This is a genomic window from Ruegeria sp. CG11 (assembly GCF_056537245.1).
The window spans coordinates 37156-58271 of the sequence record NZ_JBQFRE010000014.1 but is presented as its reverse complement, the minus strand read 5'-3'; the positions used below and the strand labels follow the sequence as shown (position 1 = coordinate 58271).

Sequence of the window (21116 nt, the reverse complement as noted above, 5' to 3'; positions counted from 1 at the left end):
CATTCGGAGTTGGCCTTTTTCCGCGTGTATCAGCTTTCGACCCTATGCAGCTTTTCCTCATCCAACATTATTGCCAGCAAGACTCCGACCGAAACGGATAGGGTCGCAAAGATAAAGGCCATGTTCATTCCGGTGTCAAAGGCGGCGGCGATGGCGGATTTGACCGTATCGGCTTCGGTGCTGCTCAGTTTTTCCATCACTGCCTTTGCAGACGAGGTGGTCAGCGTCCCCCCATTGATGGCCCGCTGATCTGCGTCCGACATGTCAATTCCGGCGGCGGTCAGCCGTTCGCCAAGACTGCGTAGGCTAACAAGGTACATGATCGCGGTGGCGCAGGCGACCGAGATGGCGCCGTAGACCAAATGGGTCATGAAGCTCAGGCCGCCGACCAGCCCCGCCCGTTCCGGTTTCACCGCACAGACGGCGGCGGTGCCGGATGGCCCGACCGTTAGCGTAGCCCCAAGCCCGATCATCGCCATGCCCGGCAGGATCTGAAAATACCCGAGCCCGGCGGGCAGCACCACAACGCTGGCGGCCCCGGCCGTGGCACAGAGATACCCCCAAAGCAAAAGCCGCTTGGGGCCGAAATCGTTATACAACCGTCCCGACAGGATGGACCCCACCGCCAGAAGAACCGTCAGAGGTGCCAGCCCAAAAGCCGACTGCAAGGTCGACCAGCCCAGAACCTTTTGCATGTATTGCGGAAAATACATCAGCCCGACAAAAGCTGCCGACACGTTGAACATGTTCAGCCCCAAGGTGATGCGAAACTCTCGGTTGGCCATCATCTGCGGCAGCAGCAGCGGCTCTTTCACCCGTTTTTCCACCTGCGGGAACAGAACGAACAACACCGCGCTGACAAAGAACAGCATCAACAGCGGGGCCGAGGTCCAGCCCCAATCCGCGCCGACATCCAGCCCATAGAGCAACAGCAAGACCGCAAAGGACAGCACGGCCATCCCGGCAAAGTCGATATGTTCCCCCTGCTTGTGCTGAGTTTCGCGCTGCATCAACAGCAGGGCGGTCACCATCGAAATGGTTGAAAACACCACGTTGGCGAGGAAAAACAGCCTCCAATCCCCGAAATTCACTGCCGACCCGCTGATCAAAGGGCCGAACACGTTGCCGCAAGTGACGCCAGCCAGGATCAGCCCCATGATCATGGCCCGATGTTCGGGCCGCGAAACCTTGGTCGCCCCGAAAGCCAGCGTGCAGGGCCAAACGCAGCCTGCGCCAATCCCCTGCAGGGCGCGGGCAAAGATCAGGAAGTCCAGGCTGGGCGAGACAAAGCACATGATGGATGAAAACAGAAAGATCGACAGCCCGATCAGCATCATCTTGCGGTGCCCGAACATATCGCCCATGCGCCCGCCGGCGACCATAGTCATGGCGAAGAACAGAGCATAGATGTTCAGAACCCACTGCGTGCTGGTGATGTCCGCATCAAAGCTGTTTTCGATGGCCGGAACCAGGATCAGCGCGCCGGTAAAGTCGATGCCGATCCCGAACCCCGTCACCATCAATGCAATGACTTTGACGATGCTGCTGCGATCCATGAGCTTGCCCAGGCTGCTGCGGGTCACTCTAGGATGCACGGAAATGCGTTGAAAAGATAGGGATTTGCCCTAAGCGAATTACTCGGTGGCACTTTGCGCCCGGCGAAAGGCCCGCTTCAGCATGTCCAGTTCAGCGCGCAAAAGCTCGACCTCAGCCTGCAGATCATCCGCGGCGGGGGAGCCTGCAATGATGGTGAAATCGCCAAGCTTTTCCGAGGTTGCTGCATCAGCGATCACAAAGCAATGCACACCGTCAGACAACGCGGCTACGGGCACGGGAACCGTTAGGTCCCACCCGTCGTCAGATGCCGAAACACGCACGTCTTCGAGATTTTCGCCTAGATAGCGCACGTCGACCCGTGGTTCAGAGTCGGCCTTCAGATGCCCCTGCCAGAGGCCGTTTTCGAACCGGATGGGCGTCAAAATCGGAAGCGTCATGGTCGGAACTCTCACAAATCGGCGCGGTGGTGGCGGCAGAAGGTCAGATCGCGCAGCGTGGCGCGGTTCATTCGGGGATTGTCAAAGATCAGGTCCAGCCAGATCTTCTCGACCCGCTGTTCGTTCAGGGGCAAGTGGGCCAGATCGAAATCCACCGAGTTGGCCGCGGTGGACAGGTCCAGTTTGCGCAGCACCTGTTCGGTGTTGGGACCGTGCTGAATGTTGAGGCGGGCAAACACCTCGAGCGGTTGTTCCAGCTCGATCTGCACGTCGGCGCGCATCAGATGCTGTTTGGTCAGCCCTTGGGCGGCTTCGGGCGGCAACTCCACAGACAGTGACAGGAACGAACCTGAAAACCCGAACACATCGACCGTCAGCCCGAATGCGGCCAAGTCCTTGTCGCGGGAATTTCGCGTCTGCCGCATCCCGATCTCGGCCAGAGGGCAGTCATGAAACAGCGTTACCTGCCGATCCATCTGCGCCTTGCGCGGGGCCGAGGCCACCCCCGGGCGCGACAGCGGCCCGCGCCACAGATCCGGCCGCCAACACCAATCCGTACCCAGAGGTTTGGGGAACTGGATCGACCCAATTCTGGGTCGGGCCAACCGGCCATCAGCTTCGTGGATCAGCATATCCAGTTGCGTGCGCAGCTTGCGTGCGTCGTCTCGCTGTTGACGCAGCTGTGGCTCAGACGCTTCGGCCGCGCCGTGCAATGCCTTGCGCCAACGCGCAACAACCCGGCGGTGAATATAGCGATCCAGAAGTCTGCCCATGGCCCCAACATTCAGAGTGTGCCCCTGTTTAGTCAAAGACACCGCAGGGGTTAAAGGTGAATAAACGATATTGAGGATCAAAACTCTCTAATTCGTGAACAGATGGGCGGGTGGTCAACCCGGCCGCTATCTGTTACCTCGCCGCATTCTTGCAATCGCCGGGGCCAGTGCGTACCGTCTGTCACCTGATTGCATTGGATCATCCCAAAATCGCATCCAATAGATTTGAGGCACGACCGGCGCATGGAATCCACTCTGTTCGCATTCATCTGGAAACATTCCAGGAAACAACAGCTTGTCCTGCTGTTGCTGACGGTTCTGTCGTTTCCGTTCCTCTATGCCTCACTTGAACTGCCCAAGCAGATCATCAACGGCGCCATCGGTGCGCCCAGTGACTCGGTCGCGGTGCTGGGGTTCACGGTGACGCAGGTGCAGTACCTGATGATCCTGTGTTTTGCCTTTCTGGCTACGGTGATCGCCAGCGGGTTGATGAAGATGCGCATCAACACAATGAAGGGCATTCTGGCCGAGCGGATGCTGCGCCGCCTGCGGTTCACCCTGATCCACCGCACCATGCGATTCCCGAAATCCTATTTCGCCACCACCAGTCAGGGCGAACTGGTTTCGATGATCACCTCCGAGGCGGAACCGATGGGAGGGCTGATGGGCGATGCCATCGCCCAGCCGGTGTTCCAGTTCGGTCAGATGATGACCATCGTCACCTTCCTGTTCATGCAAAGCGTCTGGTTCGGGCTGGCCAGCATCGCGCTGATCCCGCTGCAGGCTTGGCTGATCCCGAAACTGCAGCGCCAGATCAACCTGCTGAACAAGGAACGTATCCAGGAGGTTCGCAATCTCAGCTCCGAGATCGGCGAAAGTGCGGCGGGCATCAGCGATCTGCGCACCAATGGCGGTTGGCGGTATCGGCTGGCCCAGTTCAGCCACCGTTTGGGGCTCTTGTTCGAGATCCGGTTCAAGATCTACAACAAGAAATTCTTCATGAAGTTCCTGAACAACCTGATCACGCAGATGACGCCGTTCCTGTTCTACTCGGTCGGTGGCTATCTGGCGATCAAGGGCGAGGTGACGGTGGGTGCGCTGGTCGCGGCACTTGGGGCCTACAAGGATCTGAGCGGCCCGTGGAAGGATCTTCTGACCTATTACAATCAGGTGCAGGACATGTCCCTGCGGTGGGAAGTGGTGACCGAACGCTTTGCACCCTCTAACATGATCCCGGAAGAGCTGTTCGTGGGTGAGCCCGTGGTAATCCCGCACCTGACCGGCGAAATCGAGCTGCGCAACGTCACCGTGCGCGACGATGACGGCAAAACCATTCTCGAAGACATCGACCTGACCATTCCGAAAGGCGCCAGGGTGGCGATCCAGTCGACCCATGCGTCGGAACGCAATGCGCTGGCACAGGTGCTGACCCGCGAAGTTTTGCCTGTTCAGGGTGAGATCATCATGGCGGGTCACAATCTGAGAGACCTGCACCAATCCGTGATCGCCGCCCGGATCGGCTATGCCTATTCGCGACCCTATCTGTTCAACGGCACGGTTGGCGACAACCTGATGATGCCGTTGCGCCCCCATCCGCAGCATGAGGCAGACGCCGCACAGGCCCCCAGCCGTTGGCAGATCGAAGCTGCGCGATCCGGCAACCCGACAGACTCGCTGACGGATGAATGGATTGACCCCGAGCTGGCCGGGCTGGATGACATCGAGGATATTCGGGACTGGTGGTTCCAGCTGGTCGAAGCAATGGGGACCGACGAGGTTTTGTTGCGCCGTACCCTGCGCACTCAGTTCGATCCCAAGCTGCACCCTGATCTGGCACGGGACGTAGTCAATTTGCGCGAAACGGTTGCCGAGCGGCTACGGGAAAATGGGCTGGATCGACATGTCTATCGGTTCGATCCTGACCGCTTTAACCCAACTGTGCCGCTTGGGGGGAACCTGCTTTTTGCCACCCCTTCGCGGGACATCACACCCGAATCCCTGGCCGACGACAGGCGGTTCAAGAACATCCTCAGCGCACATGATCTGGCCGAGGATGCCATGCACATGGCGAGCGACGTGGTCGAGACGCTGGATCAGGCCTTTGGGCGCGGCGGGACAGATCACCCTCTGTTTCTGCGTTTGGGTATGTCGAAGGACATGTTCCACCGTCTGCTCGATATCAAGGATCGACGCAAAGCCAAAGGCGACGACGACATCAGCGACGCCGAACGGTCTTTGCTGCTGACCGTTCCGTTTCTATTGACAGCCGAGCAGATTGGTCCGGATTTCCCGAAGGAATACAAGGACAAGATCCTTTCTATCCGAAAGGAACGGTCCGGACCACTTCAGGGCGCGCTGAACGGCATGTTCATTCCATTGTCGCCAGACAGCTACTTCCCACGCCTTACGGTGATGGAGAATGCGCTTTACGGGCGGGTCTCCATGACGGCTGGCGCCCACGCCGAAGAGATTGAGGATATTGTGGCGCACGCCATGAACGAGGCAGGCCTGCGTCGCCGGGCAGCGGCGACCTTGTTCGATCTGCAAACCGGGCTGGGCGGGAACAACCTGCCGACCGTGTTTCAGGAACGCGCGGCGTTTTCGCGGGCGGGGATCAAACGCCCCGATATTCTGATCCTCGACAAGGCGCTGGCCAGCCACGATTCCCAAAGCCGCCTGCGCACGCGCCTGCGGTTGCGGGAGCTGTTGCCTGACTCGATCATGATCTTCATGGAGGATCATTTTGCCCACCCCGAAGCCTATGATCTGTTCATCGAAATCAAGGACGGGCGCATCGACGGCGTTGCGCGGACCCAGGACCGCCACGAAGAAGGGGCCTCGGCCGATCTCAGCCGGAAGCTGCAGATTATCGCCTCGACCGAGCTGTTTTCGGGCATCGACGCCCGCAACCAACGCCTGCTGGCGTTCTCGGCGCAATGGTACGAAGTAGCCGAGGGGCAGATGATCTTTTCCCGCGGGCAAGCCCCCGATGCGGCCTATCTGTGCATCAAAGGGCAGGCCAAGCTGATCTGGACCGAAGAAGGTGGCGGCAAGCGACCCATCTCGATTATCGAACCCGGTCGCCTGATCGGTGATCTGTCGATCATCACCGGCGATCTCCGTCAACTGGATCTGGAAGCCATCACAGATTGCACCTTTCTGCGCATCGGCGCCGAAGAACTGCGGGCCGTGATCGAAAGCGACGCCTCGGTCGCTGTTCAACTGTTGCAGACCGTCGCCGGATATCTGACCACGTTGGCGAACAGGTTGAACGAGGTTCAGAACACCGCCGATGTCTTCCCGGATTTGCCGCAAACCATCGAAGGCGAAAGCACTAACAACAATGCGTGAACCCGCCGCCTATTCCGCCCATGAACAGCTTGTGGCTGACGCCCGCGCCCGCCCCGAGCTTTGGCGGCTACTGCTCGGCCTGTTCATTGTCGGTGTGCTGTATGTGACGCTGAATTCGGTTCTCTTCGCCCTCATCGGAGGTCTGATCCCCCCGGACCAGGCGCAGGGCTTTCTGCGTGGCACCTCTGTTTTGGCCACGCTGATTCTGCTGATGAGTTTCGGGTTTCTGACGCTGGGCGTCGCGGTTGCGGCCCGACAAATGCAGCAGCGTTCGCTGCGCGCAATTCTGGGTCCACGCAGCCTGTTTCGGCTGCAGTTCTGGCAAGTGGCGCTGGCCTTGGCCGTTCTCGGCGTGGTCATGGTCCTTTTGCCGCCATACGGACTGGGGGAACCGCTGACCCAGAACCTCGCCCTGTCCACATGGTTGTTATTGCTGCCGCTATCGGCAACTGCAGTACTGATTCAGACCAGCGCTGAGGAAGTGCTGTTTCGCGGTTATATCCAGCAATGTCTGGCGGCTAGATTCCGGTCTCCGGTGATCTGGATGGGCGTGCCCTCTTTTCTGTTTGCCGCCGGGCATTACGCGCCGGGTGTAACCGGGGACAATGCGCTTCTCGTGACGGTCTGGGCCTTTGTCTTCGGCCTCCTGGCGGCGGACCTGACCGCAAGATCCGGAACGCTGGGACCTGCTATCGCCTTGCATTTCCTCAATAATACCGTCGCATTGCTGTTCATCTCACTGCCCGACACTCTCAGCGGCCTAGCCCTGTACTTGCTGCCGTATGAGATGACCGAGACCGGGATGCTGCGGCAATGGCTGTTCGTGGATTTAGCGGTGATGATTGTCTGTTGGCTGACAGCGCGTCTTGCACTCAGGCGTTGATTGCATTTCCTTCCGTAGCGTCTTATTTGACGTCAAAGCCGCATAACAAGGTTCCGACATGAACTGGATCACAAACTACGTCCGCCCCCGGATAAACTCGATCTTCTCGCGCCGGGAAGTGCCCGAAAACCTTTGGCACAAGTGCGACGAATGCGGCACGATGCTGTTCCACCGTGAACTGGCGGAAAACCAGAACGTCTGCACGCAATGTGATCACCACATGGCGATCACCCCGCGCGATCGGTTCAAGCACCTGTTTGACGGTGGAATTTTCACCGAGGTCGAAGTACCTGCCCCGAAAGACGACCCACTCCATTTCCGCGATCAGAAGAAATACCCTGACCGCATGAAAGCCGCGCAGAAAAAGACCGGCGAGAAAGAGGCGATGCTGGTCGCCAGTGGAGAGATTGGCCGCACGCCGATCATCGCCGCCGCGCAGGATTTCTCTTTCATGGGCGGTTCGATGGGCATGTATGTCGGCAACGCCATCATCGCCGCCGCGCAAGAGGCGGTGAAGCTGAAGCGCCCGTTGATCCTGTTCTCGGCCGCGGGCGGCGCGCGGATGCAGGAAGGTATCCTTAGCCTGATGCAGATGCCACGGACCACCGTGGCCGTCGAGATGCTGAAAGAAGCGAACCTGCCCTATATCGTTGTGCTGACCCACCCGACCACGGGCGGCGTGACGGCGTCTTATGCAATGCTGGGCGACGTGCACATTTCAGAACCCAACGCGCTGATCTGCTTTGCCGGGCCGCGCGTGATCGAACAGACCATCCGTGAAAAACTGCCCGAAGGGTTCCAGCGCGCCGAATACCTGCTGGATCACGGCATGTTGGACCGCGTCACCAAACGCACCGAGATGCGCGAAGAGCTGATCACCATCACCCGTATGCTGATGAACCAGCCTCCGGCGGTCAAAGGCGACCTGCCTGCGCCCGAGCCCGAAGAAACCCCTGCCGAAACTCCGGCTGAGGACGCGGGCGAAAAATGACCGGCCAGACATCTGACCTCATCCTCGACCGGATGATGGCCTTGCACCCCAAGATCATTGACCTGACCTTGGATCGCGTCTGGCGTTTGCTGGCCGCGCTGGACAACCCGCAGACCAAACTGCCGCCGGTGATCCATATCGCCGGGACCAACGGCAAAGGCTCGACCCAGGCCATGATCCGGGCAGGTCTGGAAGGGGCGGGGCTGTCCGCCCATGCCTATACCTCGCCGCATCTGGCACGCTTCCACGAACGCATCCGTTTGGCCGGTGAGCTGATTTCGGAACCCGACCTGACGGCGGTTCTGGATGAATGCTATGCTGCCAACAATGGCGAGAACATCACCTATTTCGAGATCACGACCTGCGCCGCTCTGCTGGCTTTCGCCCGGGTAAAAGCCGATTACACGCTGCTTGAGGTCGGTCTGGGCGGCCGTCTGGACGCCACCAATGTCATCCACGAACCGGCCGTCACGGTGATCACACCAGTGTCGATCGACCACGAACAGTTTCTGGGTGACACGCTGGGCAAAATCGCGGCCGAAAAGGCAGGCATCATTAAACCCGGCGTGCCCTGCATCGTTGGCCCACAACTGGACGAGGCGCTGGAGGTCATCGAATACACCGCCGCGCGCCTCGGGGCTCCGCTGCTGGTCCACGGCCAACATTGGCACGTGCACGAGGAAAACGGACGACTGATCTATCAGGACGAAACCGGCCTGCGCGACCTGCCGCTGCCCAACCTGCTAGGCGCGCACCAAATCCAGAACGCTGGCGCCGCGCTGGCTGTTCTGCGTCACCTGAATCTGGGTGATGACGCCTATGAGGCCGCTGTGACCAAAGCCGAATGGCCCGCGCGGATGCAGCGCCTGAAGACCGGACCTTTGGTCGAGGCCGCCCCGCAGGCCGAGCTGTGGTTGGATGGCGGCCACAACGCCGCCGCCGGAATCGCGTTGGCTGATGTTCTGGCTAAGCTGCCCGACCGCCCCACGCATATGATCTGCGGTATGCTCAACACCAAGGACGTCTCCGGCTATCTGGCCCCGCTGGCGAAACAGGCGCAAAGCCTGACCGCCGTCTCCATTCCCGGAGAGGCCGCCACGCTCAGCGCCGAAGACACCGCCGCCGCTGCGGCCAAGGTCAACCTGCCTGCGACAACCGCCGACAGCGTCTCTGCTGCGCTGAACACCATCGTGGCGGCAGACCCGCAGGCCCGCGTGCTGATTTGCGGCTCGCTTTATCTGGCCGGTAACATCCTGCGCGAAAACGGCTGAAGACAGCCTGCCAAAGCTTCACCTGGCCAAAAATGTCCCGGGGGAGGCGCGCAAAGCGCAGCGGAGGCAGCACCCCCTATTTCCCCCAATCCTGATCCTGCATCTCGCGCAGGCGCGAGGCGGTGCGTTCAAATTCAAACGTCCCTTCGCCCTCGACATACAACATCTCGGGCTCGGCTGCGGCAGAGCAAATCAGACGCACCTTCGCCTCGTACAGCGCATCGATCAGGGTCACGAACCGCTTGGCTTCGTTGAAGTTGTTCCGTGACAGGCGCGGGATGTCTTCCAGTACCAACACCTTCAATTCCTCGGCAATCGCCAGATAATCCGCAGGCCCCAGCATCCGCCCGCACAAGTCATAAAACGACGCCCGCGCGACGCCATTGCGAAAGGCTGGCAGTTCGACCGCGCGGCCTTTGACCTGCAGGATCAGCGGTTCCGCTGCACCGCCGGACAAGTCGTTCCAAACGCTGCGAATGCTTTGACGCGCTTCCGGGCCGATCGGCGTGAAGTAGACCGGCGCACCCTCAAGTCGGTTCTGTCGGTAATCGGTAGGTGAGACCAGCTCCCACACCTGAAGTTGTTCCTTGATATGGGCAATGAAGGGCAAAAACAGCTGCCGGTTCAGCCCGTCCTTGTACAGGTCATCGGGATGCCGGTTCGAGGTTGTTACAACCACAACCCCGCCCTCATACAGCATGTCAAACAACCGCCCCACGATCATCGCATCAGTGATGTCGGTGATCTGCATCTCATCAAAGGCCAACAGCCTGACCGTCTTCACGACCTCCTGCGCCACCGGGGCCAATGCATCCTCGACACCATCCTGACGGGCCTTATGCATACCCGCGTGGATTTCTTGCATGAAGGCGTGGAAATGCACCCGTCGCGCCGGGATATCCCCCAGCGCATCAACGAACATATCCATCAGCATGGACTTGCCGCGCCCGACGCCGCCCCACAGATACAACCCTTTCGGAGGCGGAGGGGCCTTGCGAAACAGCCCGCGCTTGACCGGAGCCGAAAGGGCTGCACGAATGCGCTCGAAATGGGGCAGCACCGCCTCTTGCGCGTCATCCCGTGTCAGGATGCCCTGAGCAACGCGGTCGTTATAAAGCGAAATTAAATCCGTCATGAATCCGAGCCATAGCGCCCCCATTAAGGCTTGAAAAGCAGCCATTTTGTCGACGCATCAATTTTCCTTAACCGAGACCGCAAAACTGCTGATTTGACGCTGTGTGCAAAATCCATAACGTCCACCAGACCTAACCTCGAGGTCCCGATGCCGCAATCTGCCCGCCTGCTGAACCCGATCCTGATCGTTGGATGTATCATCATCACGGTCAATTTCGCCGTGCGCGCTTCATTTGGGGTATTCCAGATTCCCATCGCCAGCGAGTTCGGCTGGCTGCGCACCGATTTCTCGCTGGCGATTGCCATCCAGAACCTCGCCTGGGGCATCGGACAGCCGATCTTTGCGGCGATTGCGGAAAAGATCGGGGACCGAAAAGCGATCATCCTTGGCGCACTGACCTATGCCGCCGGGATGGTGTTGTCGGCATGGTCGATTACGCCGTTCGGACACCAGATGTATGCGTGGCTGGTGGGTTTTGGCATCGCAGGCACCGGCTTCGGCGTTGTGCTGGCTGTGGTCGGGCGCGCGTCGTCAGACAAGAACCGCTCGATGTCTCTGGCCATTGTCACGGCGGCGGGCAGTTTCGGTCAGGTGATCGGTGCCCCAACGGCCGAGTGGCTTTTGACCTTTCTGCCCTGGCAACAGGTCTTCATCGTCTTTGCGGCCGCAATCCTCGCCCTTGTGCTGACGCTGCCGTTCATGCGCGCGCCGCAACCGGTCAGCAAGACCGAGTTGGAAGAGAGCATGGGCCAGATTTTGGGCCGCGCCTTCCGCGATCCGTCTTACGCGATGATCTTTCTGGGCTTTTTCAGCTGCGGCTATCAGCTGGCCTTCATCACCGCCCATTTCCCTGCCTTCGTGACAGAGATGTGCGGCCCGATCCAGCCCGGTGGCGTCCTGCATTCACTGGGTATTACCACCACTTCGACCCTTGGGGCGGTGGCCATCTCACTGGTGGGCCTGGCGAATATCGGCGGCACGCTTCTGGCAGGCTGGGCGGGCAATCACTTTCCCAAGAAATACCTGCTGGCAGCCATTTATACCGGTCGCACACTGGCGGCGGCGATTTTCATCCTCATGCCCATCACTCCGATTTCGGTCATCGTGTTCTCGGTCGTCATGGGCTCGCTCTGGCTGGCCACGGTGCCCCTGACCTCGGGGCTTGTCGCGCATCTCTATGGGCTGCGCTACATGGGGACGCTTTATGGCTTCGTGTTCCTCAGCCACCAGATCGGAGGGTTCCTCGGTGTCTGGCTGGGCGGGCGCATGTATGACGTCTATGGCGATTACACGATGGTCTGGTGGATCGGTGTGGGCGTCGGAGCCCTCAGCGCCATCGTCCACCTGCCGATCCGCGAGAACAGGTCTCAGGTTGCGGCTGCCGCCTGATCACGCCTGGTATTTGCTTATGATGTATTGGCTGGTCATCAGGTCCAGATGCGCGCCACCGCCGTTCTTGAACAGCGTGATCGCAGTTGGGTCAGGTGCAAACTGGTCCAGATCATAATAGTCGGCCACCAAGTCGCCACGCGTGATTACGCCCTGTTCGATCGGAATTTTGATCTCACCAATATGGTCAACGGTTGAGTCGAAACTGTCCATGTAGATCCGGGCACGCTGCAGCGCCAGATCTTCGACCTCGCGCATGTCGGGCCGATAGGCGCCGACAAGGTTCAGGTGTTGGTCTGGGCGCAACCACTCGCCCTTGATGAAGGGTTGAGTGCTCATTGTGGCCGTCAAGACAATGTCGGCCCGGTCGACCGCATCTGCCAGGTCATATTCGACGTCGATTTGCCCCAGTGTCGCGGCCATAGCTTCGGCCTTGGCGGTGGTGCGGTTCCACACGCGTATTTTAGCTTGCGGGAAACCAGCAGCAAAGGCTTCGCACAGGGATCGGGCCACCGGCCCGGCGCCAACAATCAGGATGTTGCGGCTGTCCGGGTTCGCCAAACGCAGCGCGCCCAGCAGGCTGTCCCCGGCTGTTTTCCACTTGGTCACCAGGAAAAAATCGACCAATGCCGCCAATCGCCCATCTGCGTCGTCATAAATGCTGACGGACCCATCGATCACAGGGCGCCCGGCCTGAACATTGCCCGGGAAAATGGTGGTGGATTTCACGGCGATGCCCAAGCCGTCAATCCAGGCCGACCGCGACAGCAGCGTGTCCGCGCCGCGATATAGGAACGTATCTTCTATCTGAGCCTTGGGTCGCTGATGCCCTTCTGCAAAGGCTTGGGTCAGTTCCACCCAGTCCAGATTGGCCTCTCCTTCGGCAAACGGGATTTGCAGGACGTTCATCGGGCCTCATCCTCGGTCAACAGACCTTCGGACACCAGACGGTCTGCCCAGCCTTGCGGTCCGGTGAAGTGATGCGTTTGCCACCCGCGCGCCCGCGCCGTTTCGATATTGTCGATCCGGTCATCCGCGAACAGCAAAGCCTCGGGCGCCACGCCGCAATCTGCCTCAACCATTTCGTAAATTGGGACATGCGGCTTCACTGCCTTCATGCGGCCCGAGACATAGTGCCGATCAAACTCGTTCAGAAACGCGTAAACCGTGGTGGCATAGTCGAAATTCTGCACCCCGAAATTGGTCAGCGCGAAAACGGGGATGTCTTTGGCGCGCAAAGCCCGCTGCAGACGAACGGAATGCGGGATTTCGGGCGAGGCCAATTCGATCCACTTGTCATGCCACATGCGGATTTCGTCGCGCCATTCAGGGTACTTCTCGGCCCAGTCATAGATCGTATCGGTGAAATGATACCCTTGATCCACCAGATCGTTCATCCCGTGCAGATCGACCTCGGCGAACATGGCGCGACGGCGCTCTTCGCCAATGACCTTGTCGTAGTAGCGCTCCGGCTGCCATTCGATCAGAACGTTCCCGATGTCGAAAACCACGGCTTCAATCGGCATGATGTGCCCCTGTCAAATCAATCCAGTTTGCACCGACTGAACCAATACCCGCCCGGATTTACAAGGGCGGAACCGCAGCGCGCAGCGCTGCCCGGCCCAACCGGAGAAGACGCATCTATGATGCGTCGCCGACGGGCGGGAGGGTTAGCCCCGCAGGGCTGCCCTCAATTCCCGCTCCAGCGCATCCAGAAACCGGGACCGGTCCGCCTTGCCAAAGGGTTTGCCACCGCCGCCTGCGCCCAGCGGGTTGGCCGCGCGCAGGTCGGCCATCAGATCGCGCATCGCCAGTTGCTGGCCGATATTGGCGACCGTAAACGCCTCCCCATTCGGGCGCAGGACCCGTGCCCCGGCCTCGACGCATTTCGCGGCCAAAGGGATGTCCGAGGTCACTACCACATCCCCGGGTCCGCAACGCTCGGCAATCCACTTATCCGCTTCGTCTGCACCTTCCGCCACGATGACCACCTGCACCAGAGGGTTGGCCGATGGCCGCAGCCCGCCGTTCGAGACCAGCGCCATTGGCACCTTGTGCCGGGTTGCCACCCGTTCGGCCTCGACCTTCACCGGGCAGGCATCGCCATCGACATAAAGCGTGGTCACGCCTTTTTGACCTGTTTCTTTGCAGGCTCAGCGGGTTTCTTGCGCACTTTGAACTCTTCGGGGATCGGCATCCGGTTGAACGCGTCCAGACCGGCGATCTTGTAAGCCTCGGCCAGCGTCGGATAGTTGAACGTGTTCTGCACGAAGTAATCCACCGTGCCCTTCAGGTTCAGCACCGCCTGCGCGATGTGAATCAGCTCGGTCGCGCCTTCGCCGACGATCTGCACGCCAAGAACCCGGCGGGTTTTCAGCGAGAACAGCATCTTTAGCATCCCGTGCTCAAGGCCCATGATATGTCCGCGCGAGGTTTCACGGAACCGCGCCACGCCGACCTCATAGGGAATTCCACGTTCCTGCAGCTCCTCCTCGGACATGCCGCAGGTGGAAATCTCGGGCACCGAATAGATGCCGTATGGATACCACGGGCTTTCGGGCAGGGTGGGTGTGTCCAGTGCGTGGCACGCGGCGACACGGCCTTGTTGCAGCGAGGTCGAAGCCAGCGAGGGGTGTCCGATCACATCGCCTGTCGCATAGATATGCGGCACGGCGGTCTGATAGGTCTTGCGATCTACCTTGATCCGGTTGCGGTGGTCTGTTTCCAGCCCCACGGCCTCCAGATTCAGCTTGGACGTCGCGCCCATGCGACCGGCAGCAAACAACAGCATCTCGGCCCTGACATGGCGGCCGTTGTCGAGCGTGACTTCGACGTGGTCCCCCGCATCTTCGATCTTTTCCACGGCTGATCCCAGGCGCAGATCAACACCGTTTTCACGAATCTGATGGGTGAAATCATGGATCAGACGACTGTCGATGAAATCCAGGAAGGTTTCACGCGGCTCGATCAGCGTCACCCGCACGTCCAGCGCCGAGAACATGGTGGCATATTCCACCCCGATCACCCCGGCGCCGATCACAACCAGCGAGCGCGGGATTTCGGCCATCTCAAGGAACTCATCCCCATCCACGACCGTCTTGCCGTTGAAGGGCACATATTCAGGTCGATAGGTCTTGGTTCCTGTCGCGATCAGGAACTTGGCCGCCGTCAGGCGCGTGGTTTCGCCCGCGTCCGTCGCGACCTCAACCTCGTGCGGGCCGGTGAATTTGGCCAGCCCGTCCAGCGTTTCCACGTGGTTGCGGTTGAACTGATGTTCCAGCACGTCGACCTCGTGGTCCAGCGTCATGTGCAGGCGCGCCTTGAGGTCCTCGGCGCGGATCTGATCCTTGACGCGGTAGGAGCGGCCATAAAAGCTGCGTTCGCGCCAGCCGGACAGGTTCAGCACCGTCTCGCGCAGCGTCTTGGACGGGATCGTGCCGGTGTGAACCGACACGCCGCCGAACCGGTCCTTGCGGTCGATCACCAGCACCCGGCGTTTCAGTTTTCCCGCCTGAATCGCCGCCGACCGCCCGGACGGACCGGACCCGATGATGATCAGATCATAGTCGAATTTTCTCATGTCTCAGTCTCCGTACAGCGCTTCGGCGTGGAAGGTGATGTGGTCTTCCATGAAGGTGGACACAAAGAAATAGGAATGGTCATAGCCGGGTTGCAGGCGATTGATGGCTTGCTGGCGGCGCGCGGCGATCGCTTGGGCCAGCGCCTCGGGGCGCAGCAGGTCAATGAATTGATCATTGGTGCCGGTGTCGATCAGGATCGGGCCATCAAAGCCTTTTTCCTTCATCAGCACTGAGGCGTCGTGCTTGGCCCATGCAGTCTCGTCATCGCCCAGATAAGTGCTCAGTTGTTTGCGGCCCCAATCCGATCCGGTCGGGTTCGAGATCGGCGCGAAGGCCGAAACCGACCGGAACCGCCCCGGCAGGTTCATCGCCAGCGTCAGCGCGCCGTGACCGCCCATCGAATGCCCAGTGATGGCCTGACGGTCCATGTCGATGGCAAAGTTTTCCGCCAACAGGGCCGGCAGTTCCTCGGCCACGTAGTCCCACATGTTGAAATGCGGCGCCCAGGGGGTCTGCGTTGCGTTCACATAGAACCCCGCACCCTGGCCCAGATCATAGTCTTCGTGATCGGCCACGCCTTCACCACGCGGCGAGGTGTCGGGGAAGACCACGGCGATGCCCTGTTCCGCCGCCCAGGCCTGCGCGCCCGCCTTGGTCATGGCGTTTTCATGGGTGCAGGTCAGGCCGGACAAATACCACAAAACCGGAACCGGACCATCCTTGGCCTCGGCGGGAAGAAACAGGCCAAATGTCATGTCGCATTGGCAGGCTGCGGAGGTATGGCGGTAAACGCCCTGAACGCCACCGAAACAGGCGTTTTCCGAAAGGGTTTCCATCTGGCAAAGTCCTTAGCTTTGGGTCGCGACATGGCTAACCCTCCAAGGACCCGGCGTAAAGGCCGTGCGCCTTCGGCGAGAGTATTTTTTACAGATGGAGCTCAGAGTGTTGCGACCCAGGCGATCACAACCGGTACAGTCAGGATACTGGCGGCCGTCGACAGCAGGATGGCGGCGGATGCCCGATGCGGAGCCACACCGTAATGGGCCGCCAACATGTAGACATTTCCCGCCACCGGTAGAGCAGCGGCTGCAATGGCCACCGTAGCCGGAAACGCGGCCACCGGGATCAGCCACAGCAGCACCACGGCGACACAGATCGGGTGGATGACCAGCTTGCAAAAGCTCAGCCAGGCGGCAACCTGCACGCGTTCGGCGGATTTTGAGGCCAGCGAAGCACCGATGGCGAACAGCGCACCCGGCGTGGCGGCCCCCCCGAGAATGGTCAGAAAGTCGTTCAGAGGATCTGGGACCGGCACCTGGAATGCCGACCACAACAAGCCGGCAGAGATTGAAACGATCATCGGATTTTTCAGCAAGCCCAACCCAATCAACCTTAGGGTCGCCGGTGTCAGCCGCCCGTCGCGCCCGGCATTGATCAAAATCACGATCAATGAGGAGAACACCACCAGATCAACCGTCAGAACCAACATGACTGGCCCGATGGCGGCCTCGGAAAACAGCAGGGCCAGCATGGGCAGGCCCAGGAACCCGACATTTCCGATAGCAGCGCATTGGGCCTCAACCGCGGCTGTGGGGACGTCGAGCCCGCGCATCCAGGCCACAAGCGTTGCCAGCGCATAGACGGCCATAGTGCCTAGCAGATAGCCGATCACAAGGCGACCGTTGAAGATCTCGGCAAAGGGCAGGGTGGCGGCAAAACGAAACAGCATTGCCGACAGCGCAAAGAAGAATACGAATTTGGTCAGGTAGGCCGTTGCTTCTTCGGTGAAAAACCGACTGCGCCCGGCCCAGTACCCCAGGCCGATGATCGCAAAAAACGGAAGCGTGCGCAGAAAGATATCGACCATGGCCGGAGTGTTAGCATTGTTTTGCGGCGCAGCAAGCCTTTAGCCGACGCAATCTTCAGACTGTGGGTTCTGACGGGAAAATGAACAGAATCCACAACGTCGCGATCATGGAAATCACGCGAATCGTTGTATCTGAACCGAACGGTTTATAGTTTTAGGGGATCATCTAACCAAGGAGAACCCATGACAGAGACAGCCGCCATCCTTCGCACGGGCCGCAAATTCGATCAGGTTTTGCGTGGCGCCCGAGAGGTTTTCATGGCGGATGGGTTCGAGGGTGCAAGCGTCGATGACATCGCGCGCGCGGCCGGAGTATCCAAGGCGACGCTCTACAGTTATTTCCCCGACAAACGGCTTCTGTTCATGGAGGTCGCGCAGACCGAGTGCAAACGCCTGGCCGAAAACGTCATCTCGATGATCGACGATTCCAAACCCGCGCGCGAAGTTCTGACGATCACCGCAACTCAACTGACCGCGTTTCTGGTGTCCGACTTTTCGCAACAGGTTTTCCGGATCTGCGTGGCCGAACGCGACCGATTCCCCGAGCTTGGCATGGCATTTTTCGAGGCCGGACCTCAAAACGGCCAGCGCCACATGGTCGAGTATCTGGAAAAGGCCGTTCAAAAAGGCGAACTGGCCATCGAAGACGTCCAGATCGCGGCGGAACAATTCTCGGAACTGTGCAAGGTGCGTATCTGGACCAAGGCCGCATTGGGCATTCAGACCCGTTTCAGCCAGTCGGAAATCGACGAAATCGCCCTGCAGGCCGTGGACATGTTCATGGCCCACTACGGGGTCTGATCAAGATTTGGGCAGGCGTGCGGGCTTTTGCCCAAACAAGATCCGGCTGCGCAGTTGATGTTTGACAGGTTTACCGTTCTGGAAAACCATCGAACAGATACAGCGAAGGCCCTGTGACCCTTGACCAGTGTGAACACTAACTTCTCTCGCCGACTGAACGACCTGCTCGCTCAGATTTATCCCGATCATGATCAAGCCGAACTGGCCCGCCAGATCACCGAAGCTTTTTGGCCGGCGGGGACGCACCGGCGCAAACAGGGGCGCAAGCCGGGCAACAAGCTGTGGTCGGAAAAAGACAGCGTCCTGATCACCTATGGCAATTCGATCGAGGATCAGGTGCACAAGCCACTGGACCTGTTGCATGATTTTCTGACCCGACATCTGAGCGGCGTGGTGAACGGGGTCCACATCCTGCCGTTCTTTCCGTTCACCTCGGATGACGGGTTCGCGGTATCAGACTACTACTCCATCAGCCCGCAACTGGGGGATTGGACGGATATCACCCGGATCGCTGGCGACTTTCACCTGATGTCTGATCTGGTGCTGAACCACGTCTCAAGCCAGGGCGCGTGGTTTACCAATTTCCTGCAGGGCAAATCCCCGCACGACAAGTTTTTCTTCGAAGCCTCGCCCGAGGATGATCTGTCGCAGGTCGTGCGCCCCCGCACCACGCCCTTGCTGCGGCAGGTTGAGACCAATCAGGGCGAGAAATACGTCTGGTGCACCTTCAGTCACGATCAGGTGGATCTGGATTTCTCAAACCCCGAAGTGCTGATCGAAATGCTGCGGATCATTCGCCTGCATATAGACAAGGGCGTGCGGATCCTGCGGCTGGATGCGGTGGCCTTTGTCTGGAAAGAGATTGGCACCAATTGCATCCACCTACCGCAAACCCATGCCATCGTGCAATTGCTGCGACTGCTGTGCGACTACACCACCGAAACACTTGTGCTGCTGACTGAGACGAACGTGCCGCGCACAGAAAACCTCAGCTATTTCGGCAACCGGAATGAGGCGCACGCGGTTTACAATTTCCCTCTACCACCGCTGATCCTGCACGCGATGCAATCAGGTACGGCGCAGTATCTGCGTGAATGGCAGGCCGCGATGCCGCCCGCGCAGCTGGGCTGTGCCTTTCTGAACTTCACCGCCAGCCATGATGGCATCGGGATGCGCCCCGCCGAAGGGGTTCTGCCCCCCGACGAAAAAGAGCGCATGATCGACACGGTGCGCCGGATCGGCGGCCTGGTGTCGATGCGGGCGCTGCCGGACGGACGCGAGGAACCCTATGAGCTGAACTGCGGGTATTTCGAGGCGATGCGCGAGACATTTGCCGGTAAGGATCAATATCATCTGGCCCGGTTCATCTGCTCTCAGACCATCGTCATGTCCCTGGAGGGGATACCGGCCTTTTACATCCACTCTCTGCTGGCCACGCCCAACGATCACGAGGCGGTTGAACGGCGGGGCATGAACCGGGCGATCAACCGGCACCGCTGGCATTACCCTGATCTGTTGGCGCGTCTTGCCGATCCGGGGTCCAATCAGGCACTGGTGTTGTCAGAGCTGTCGCGCCGTTTGCGCCTGCGGTCGCAGCAGGCGGCATTCCACCCGAATGCCACGCAGTTTACTCTACGGCTGGACGACCGCGTGTTCGGCATCTGGCGACAGAGTCTGGACCGCAGCCAGTCGATCTTTGCGCTGCACAATGTCTCGGATGAGCAGGTGCATGTCAGCCCCGCCGAGATCAACATGATCGCCGAGGAGGTCTGGACCGACGCCCTGACCGGCGAGATTCTGGCCGCCAACGGCCCCGAAATCGTGCTGGCGCCGTATCAGTGCCGCTGGATCACGAACGCGGCGTGAACTCGGCCAGATCGTCGGACACCGCCGCCTTCAGGCGCAGCAAAAATTCAGGGTCCGCCGAGTGGACGCGGTTCCATGTCGGGATAAACGGCGTTTCGTGCGGATTGTCGAGGAAAACCTGACCGGCGCGAATGATGTTTTCCGCGAAAAGCTCGATGGATTTCTCTTCCTTGTGCCGGTCCAGTTCCAGCCCGTTCATTTTGGCGTCGGTATAGTAGCCTTCCAGCAGGTCCAGCGCGGATCGGTAGTAGGTGGCCTTGAGCGTGCGGAAGGTGTTGGGCGTAAACACGGTGCCATCGGCAGCCAGCTTGCGGAAGATCGCCTTGCAGATATCGGTGGACATGCGGGACAGACCGCGATTGGCATCCTCGGGCGACAGGTCTTGATGTTTGTGGTCGTAGTTATCGGCGATCTCAACCTGACAGACGGATTTTGGCGCCAGATTGCGCCATGCCTCGGACAGAACGCCGATCTCCAAACCCCAATCCGATGGGATGCGCAGGTCGGGCAGGATGGGCGTGCGGATCGCGAACTCGCCCGACAGCGGATAGCGGAAGCTGCGCAGGTAATCGAGGTAGTCTCGATCGCCGATCACTTTCTTCAGCGCAATCAGCAGCGGACTGACGAGCAGACGGGTCACGCGCCCATTCAGCTTGCCCTCGCCAATGCGGGGATAGAACCCCTTGGCCATCTGGAACGGAAAGGTCGGATTGACGACCGGATAGACCAGACGGGCCAGCATTTGCCGGTCATAGGTCACGATATCGCAGTCATGGATCGCCATGACCGAGCTGTCGGCGCAAGCCAGCAGGTAACCGATGCAGGACCAGACATTCTTACCCTTACCGGGTTCCTGCGGAGCCAGCCCCAGTTCCTGCAGATGCGACTGCAGCGTGGTCAGGCGGGGGCTGTCATTCCAGATCACTGCATGGTTCTGCGGCAGGTCGGCAAAGAAGGCGCGGGCGTGGCGGTACTGCGCCTCATCCGCCTGATCCAGACCAATGATGATGCGATGCAGATAGGGCACCTGCCCCAGTTCCTTCAGAATGCCTGCCAGCGCCGGGCCTTCCAGTTCGGAATAGAGGCAGGGCAGGATCAGGGTGATCTTGCGTGTTTCGGCAAAGACCGAGATTTCATGCGCCAGTTGCCCGGGCGGTCTGCTGCGCAGGTTGTGCAGGGTGGTGATGTTTCCGTTTTGGTGAAAATCTGCCATG

Annotated in this window: 18 protein-coding genes; 7 read left to right on the top strand and 11 right to left on the bottom strand. The window is 59.8% G+C overall.

Annotated features, from left to right (window positions below; genetic code table 11):
* Positions 1 to 29 precede the first annotated feature (29 nt).
* From ACR0KW_RS19660 to ACR0KW_RS19650, 3 genes are read right to left on the bottom strand one after another with little or no spacing between them, the layout of a single operon-like run.
* The gene (locus ACR0KW_RS19660; RefSeq protein WP_480806503.1) at positions 30 to 1583 is read right to left on the bottom strand and encodes an MFS transporter; all 1554 of its coding nucleotides are present in this window, start codon (positions 1581 to 1583) and stop codon (positions 30 to 32) included.
* A 51-nt stretch (positions 1584 to 1634) separates the two neighbouring features.
* Positions 1635 to 1994, bottom strand: coding sequence for a hypothetical protein (locus ACR0KW_RS19655; protein WP_480806502.1), 360 nt, complete (start codon positions 1992 to 1994; stop codon positions 1635 to 1637).
* A gap of 11 nt (positions 1995 to 2005) precedes the next feature.
* On the bottom strand, positions 2006 to 2767 hold the full coding sequence (locus ACR0KW_RS19650; RefSeq protein WP_480806501.1) for a DUF6478 family protein: 762 nt from the start codon (positions 2765 to 2767) through the stop codon (positions 2006 to 2008).
* Positions 2768 to 3010: 243 nt separating this feature from the next.
* Between ACR0KW_RS19650 and ACR0KW_RS19645 the strand changes: the two genes are divergently transcribed.
* Genes ACR0KW_RS19645 through ACR0KW_RS19630 form a run of 4 tightly spaced genes read left to right on the top strand, consistent with a single transcriptional unit; the run spans position 3011 to position 9263 of the window.
* Positions 3011 to 6118, top strand: a complete 3108-nt coding sequence (locus ACR0KW_RS19645; protein WP_480806500.1) for an ABC transporter transmembrane domain-containing protein — start codon at positions 3011 to 3013, stop codon at positions 6116 to 6118.
* Positions 6111 to 7001 carry a CPBP family intramembrane glutamic endopeptidase gene (locus ACR0KW_RS19640; protein WP_480806499.1) on the top strand — a complete coding sequence of 297 codons (891 nt, stop codon included), beginning with the start codon at positions 6111 to 6113 and terminating at the stop codon, positions 6999 to 7001. Before ACR0KW_RS19645 ends, ACR0KW_RS19640 begins: the two co-directional genes overlap by 8 nt.
* Positions 7002 to 7059: 58 nt before the next feature.
* Positions 7060 to 7992, top strand: coding sequence for an acetyl-CoA carboxylase, carboxyltransferase subunit beta (gene accD, locus ACR0KW_RS19635; RefSeq protein ID WP_170546197.1), 933 nt, complete (start codon positions 7060 to 7062; stop codon positions 7990 to 7992).
* Positions 7989 to 9263, top strand: a complete 1275-nt coding sequence (locus ACR0KW_RS19630) for a bifunctional folylpolyglutamate synthase/dihydrofolate synthase (protein WP_480806498.1) — start codon at positions 7989 to 7991, stop codon at positions 9261 to 9263. The genes accD and ACR0KW_RS19630 overlap by 4 nt, the downstream gene beginning before the upstream one ends.
* 76 nt (positions 9264 to 9339) lie before the next feature.
* On the opposite strand, the gene zapE is transcribed toward ACR0KW_RS19630, so the two are convergent.
* On the bottom strand, positions 9340 to 10398 hold the full coding sequence (gene zapE / locus ACR0KW_RS19625; RefSeq protein ID WP_480806497.1) for a cell division protein ZapE: 1059 nt from the start codon (positions 10396 to 10398) through the stop codon (positions 9340 to 9342).
* Between the two features lie 147 nt (positions 10399 to 10545).
* Here zapE and ACR0KW_RS19620 point away from each other — a divergent pair, with 147 nt between their 5' ends.
* The gene (locus ACR0KW_RS19620) at positions 10546 to 11787 is read left to right on the top strand and encodes an MFS transporter (protein ID WP_480806496.1); all 1242 of its coding nucleotides are present in this window, start codon (positions 10546 to 10548) and stop codon (positions 11785 to 11787) included.
* Here ACR0KW_RS19620 and ACR0KW_RS19615 read toward each other — a convergent pair whose 3' ends face one another.
* From ACR0KW_RS19615 to ACR0KW_RS19590, 6 genes are all read right to left on the bottom strand, one after another.
* A complete protein-coding gene (locus ACR0KW_RS19615) occupies positions 11788 to 12696 on the bottom strand; it encodes an ornithine cyclodeaminase family protein (protein WP_480806495.1) in 909 nt (302 codons plus the stop codon).
* Entirely contained in the window at positions 12693 to 13313 is a 621-nt protein-coding gene (locus tag ACR0KW_RS19610) for an HAD family hydrolase (protein WP_480806494.1), read from the bottom strand. The genes ACR0KW_RS19615 and ACR0KW_RS19610 overlap by 4 nt, the downstream gene beginning before the upstream one ends.
* 144 nt (positions 13314 to 13457) lie before the next feature.
* Positions 13458 to 13913, bottom strand: coding sequence for a YaiI/YqxD family protein (locus ACR0KW_RS19605; RefSeq protein ID WP_480806493.1), 456 nt, complete (start codon positions 13911 to 13913; stop codon positions 13458 to 13460).
* Positions 13910 to 15367: a Si-specific NAD(P)(+) transhydrogenase gene (sthA, locus tag ACR0KW_RS19600; protein WP_170401571.1), complete on the bottom strand. Its 1458-nt coding sequence runs from the start codon at positions 15365 to 15367 to the stop codon at positions 13910 to 13912. Before sthA ends, ACR0KW_RS19605 begins: the two co-directional genes overlap by 4 nt.
* A gap of 3 nt (positions 15368 to 15370) precedes the next feature.
* Positions 15371 to 16204: an S-formylglutathione hydrolase gene (gene fghA / locus ACR0KW_RS19595; protein ID WP_480806492.1), complete on the bottom strand. Its 834-nt coding sequence runs from the start codon at positions 16202 to 16204 to the stop codon at positions 15371 to 15373.
* A gap of 101 nt (positions 16205 to 16305) precedes the next feature.
* Positions 16306 to 17235, bottom strand: a complete 930-nt coding sequence (locus ACR0KW_RS19590; protein ID WP_480806491.1) for an AEC family transporter — start codon at positions 17233 to 17235, stop codon at positions 16306 to 16308.
* 183 nt (positions 17236 to 17418) lie between these two features.
* Between ACR0KW_RS19590 and ACR0KW_RS19585 the strand changes: the two genes are divergently transcribed.
* Positions 17419 to 18036: a TetR/AcrR family transcriptional regulator gene (locus ACR0KW_RS19585; protein WP_480806490.1), complete on the top strand. Its 618-nt coding sequence runs from the start codon at positions 17419 to 17421 to the stop codon at positions 18034 to 18036.
* A gap of 120 nt (positions 18037 to 18156) precedes the next feature.
* Entirely contained in the window at positions 18157 to 19902 is a 1746-nt protein-coding gene (locus ACR0KW_RS19580) for a sugar phosphorylase (protein ID WP_480806489.1), read from the top strand.
* On the opposite strand, the gene ACR0KW_RS19575 is transcribed toward ACR0KW_RS19580, so the two are convergent.
* Complete coding sequence (locus tag ACR0KW_RS19575) at positions 19886 to 21115, bottom strand: glycosyltransferase family protein (protein ID WP_480806488.1); 1230 nt, start codon at positions 21113 to 21115, stop codon at positions 19886 to 19888. The two genes, ACR0KW_RS19580 and ACR0KW_RS19575, sit on opposite strands and share 17 nt — an antisense overlap.
* Position 21116: the final 1 nt, after the last annotated feature.

Excerpts from the sequence above, each read along its gene's own strand:
- ACR0KW_RS19655 (WP_480806502.1), bottom strand. The coding sequence starts at position 1,994 with ATGACGCTTCCGATTTTGACGCCCATCCGGTTCGAAAACGGCCTCTGG.
- ACR0KW_RS19650 (WP_480806501.1), bottom strand. The coding sequence starts at position 2,767 with ATGGGCAGACTTCTGGATCGCTATATTCACCGCCGGGTTGTTGCGCGT.
- ACR0KW_RS19645 (WP_480806500.1), top strand. The coding sequence starts at position 3,011 with ATGGAATCCACTCTGTTCGCATTCATCTGGAAACATTCCAGGAAACAA.
- ACR0KW_RS19640 (WP_480806499.1), top strand. The coding sequence starts at position 6,111 with ATGCGTGAACCCGCCGCCTATTCCGCCCATGAACAGCTTGTGGCTGAC.
- accD (WP_170546197.1), top strand. The coding sequence starts at position 7,060 with ATGAACTGGATCACAAACTACGTCCGCCCCCGGATAAACTCGATCTTC.
- ACR0KW_RS19630 (WP_480806498.1), top strand. The coding sequence starts at position 7,989 with ATGACCGGCCAGACATCTGACCTCATCCTCGACCGGATGATGGCCTTG.
- zapE (WP_480806497.1), bottom strand. The coding sequence starts at position 10,398 with ATGACGGATTTAATTTCGCTTTATAACGACCGCGTTGCTCAGGGCATC.
- ACR0KW_RS19620 (WP_480806496.1), top strand. The coding sequence starts at position 10,546 with ATGCCGCAATCTGCCCGCCTGCTGAACCCGATCCTGATCGTTGGATGT.
- ACR0KW_RS19615 (WP_480806495.1), bottom strand. The coding sequence starts at position 12,696 with ATGAACGTCCTGCAAATCCCGTTTGCCGAAGGAGAGGCCAATCTGGAC.
- ACR0KW_RS19610 (WP_480806494.1), bottom strand. The coding sequence starts at position 13,313 with ATGCCGATTGAAGCCGTGGTTTTCGACATCGGGAACGTTCTGATCGAA.
- sthA (WP_170401571.1), bottom strand. The coding sequence starts at position 15,367 with ATGAGAAAATTCGACTATGATCTGATCATCATCGGGTCCGGTCCGTCC.
- fghA (WP_480806492.1), bottom strand. The coding sequence starts at position 16,204 with ATGGAAACCCTTTCGGAAAACGCCTGTTTCGGTGGCGTTCAGGGCGTT.
- ACR0KW_RS19590 (WP_480806491.1), bottom strand. The coding sequence starts at position 17,235 with ATGGTCGATATCTTTCTGCGCACGCTTCCGTTTTTTGCGATCATCGGC.
- ACR0KW_RS19585 (WP_480806490.1), top strand. The coding sequence starts at position 17,419 with ATGACAGAGACAGCCGCCATCCTTCGCACGGGCCGCAAATTCGATCAG.
- ACR0KW_RS19575 (WP_480806488.1), bottom strand. The coding sequence starts at position 21,115 with ATGGCAGATTTTCACCAAAACGGAAACATCACCACCCTGCACAACCTG.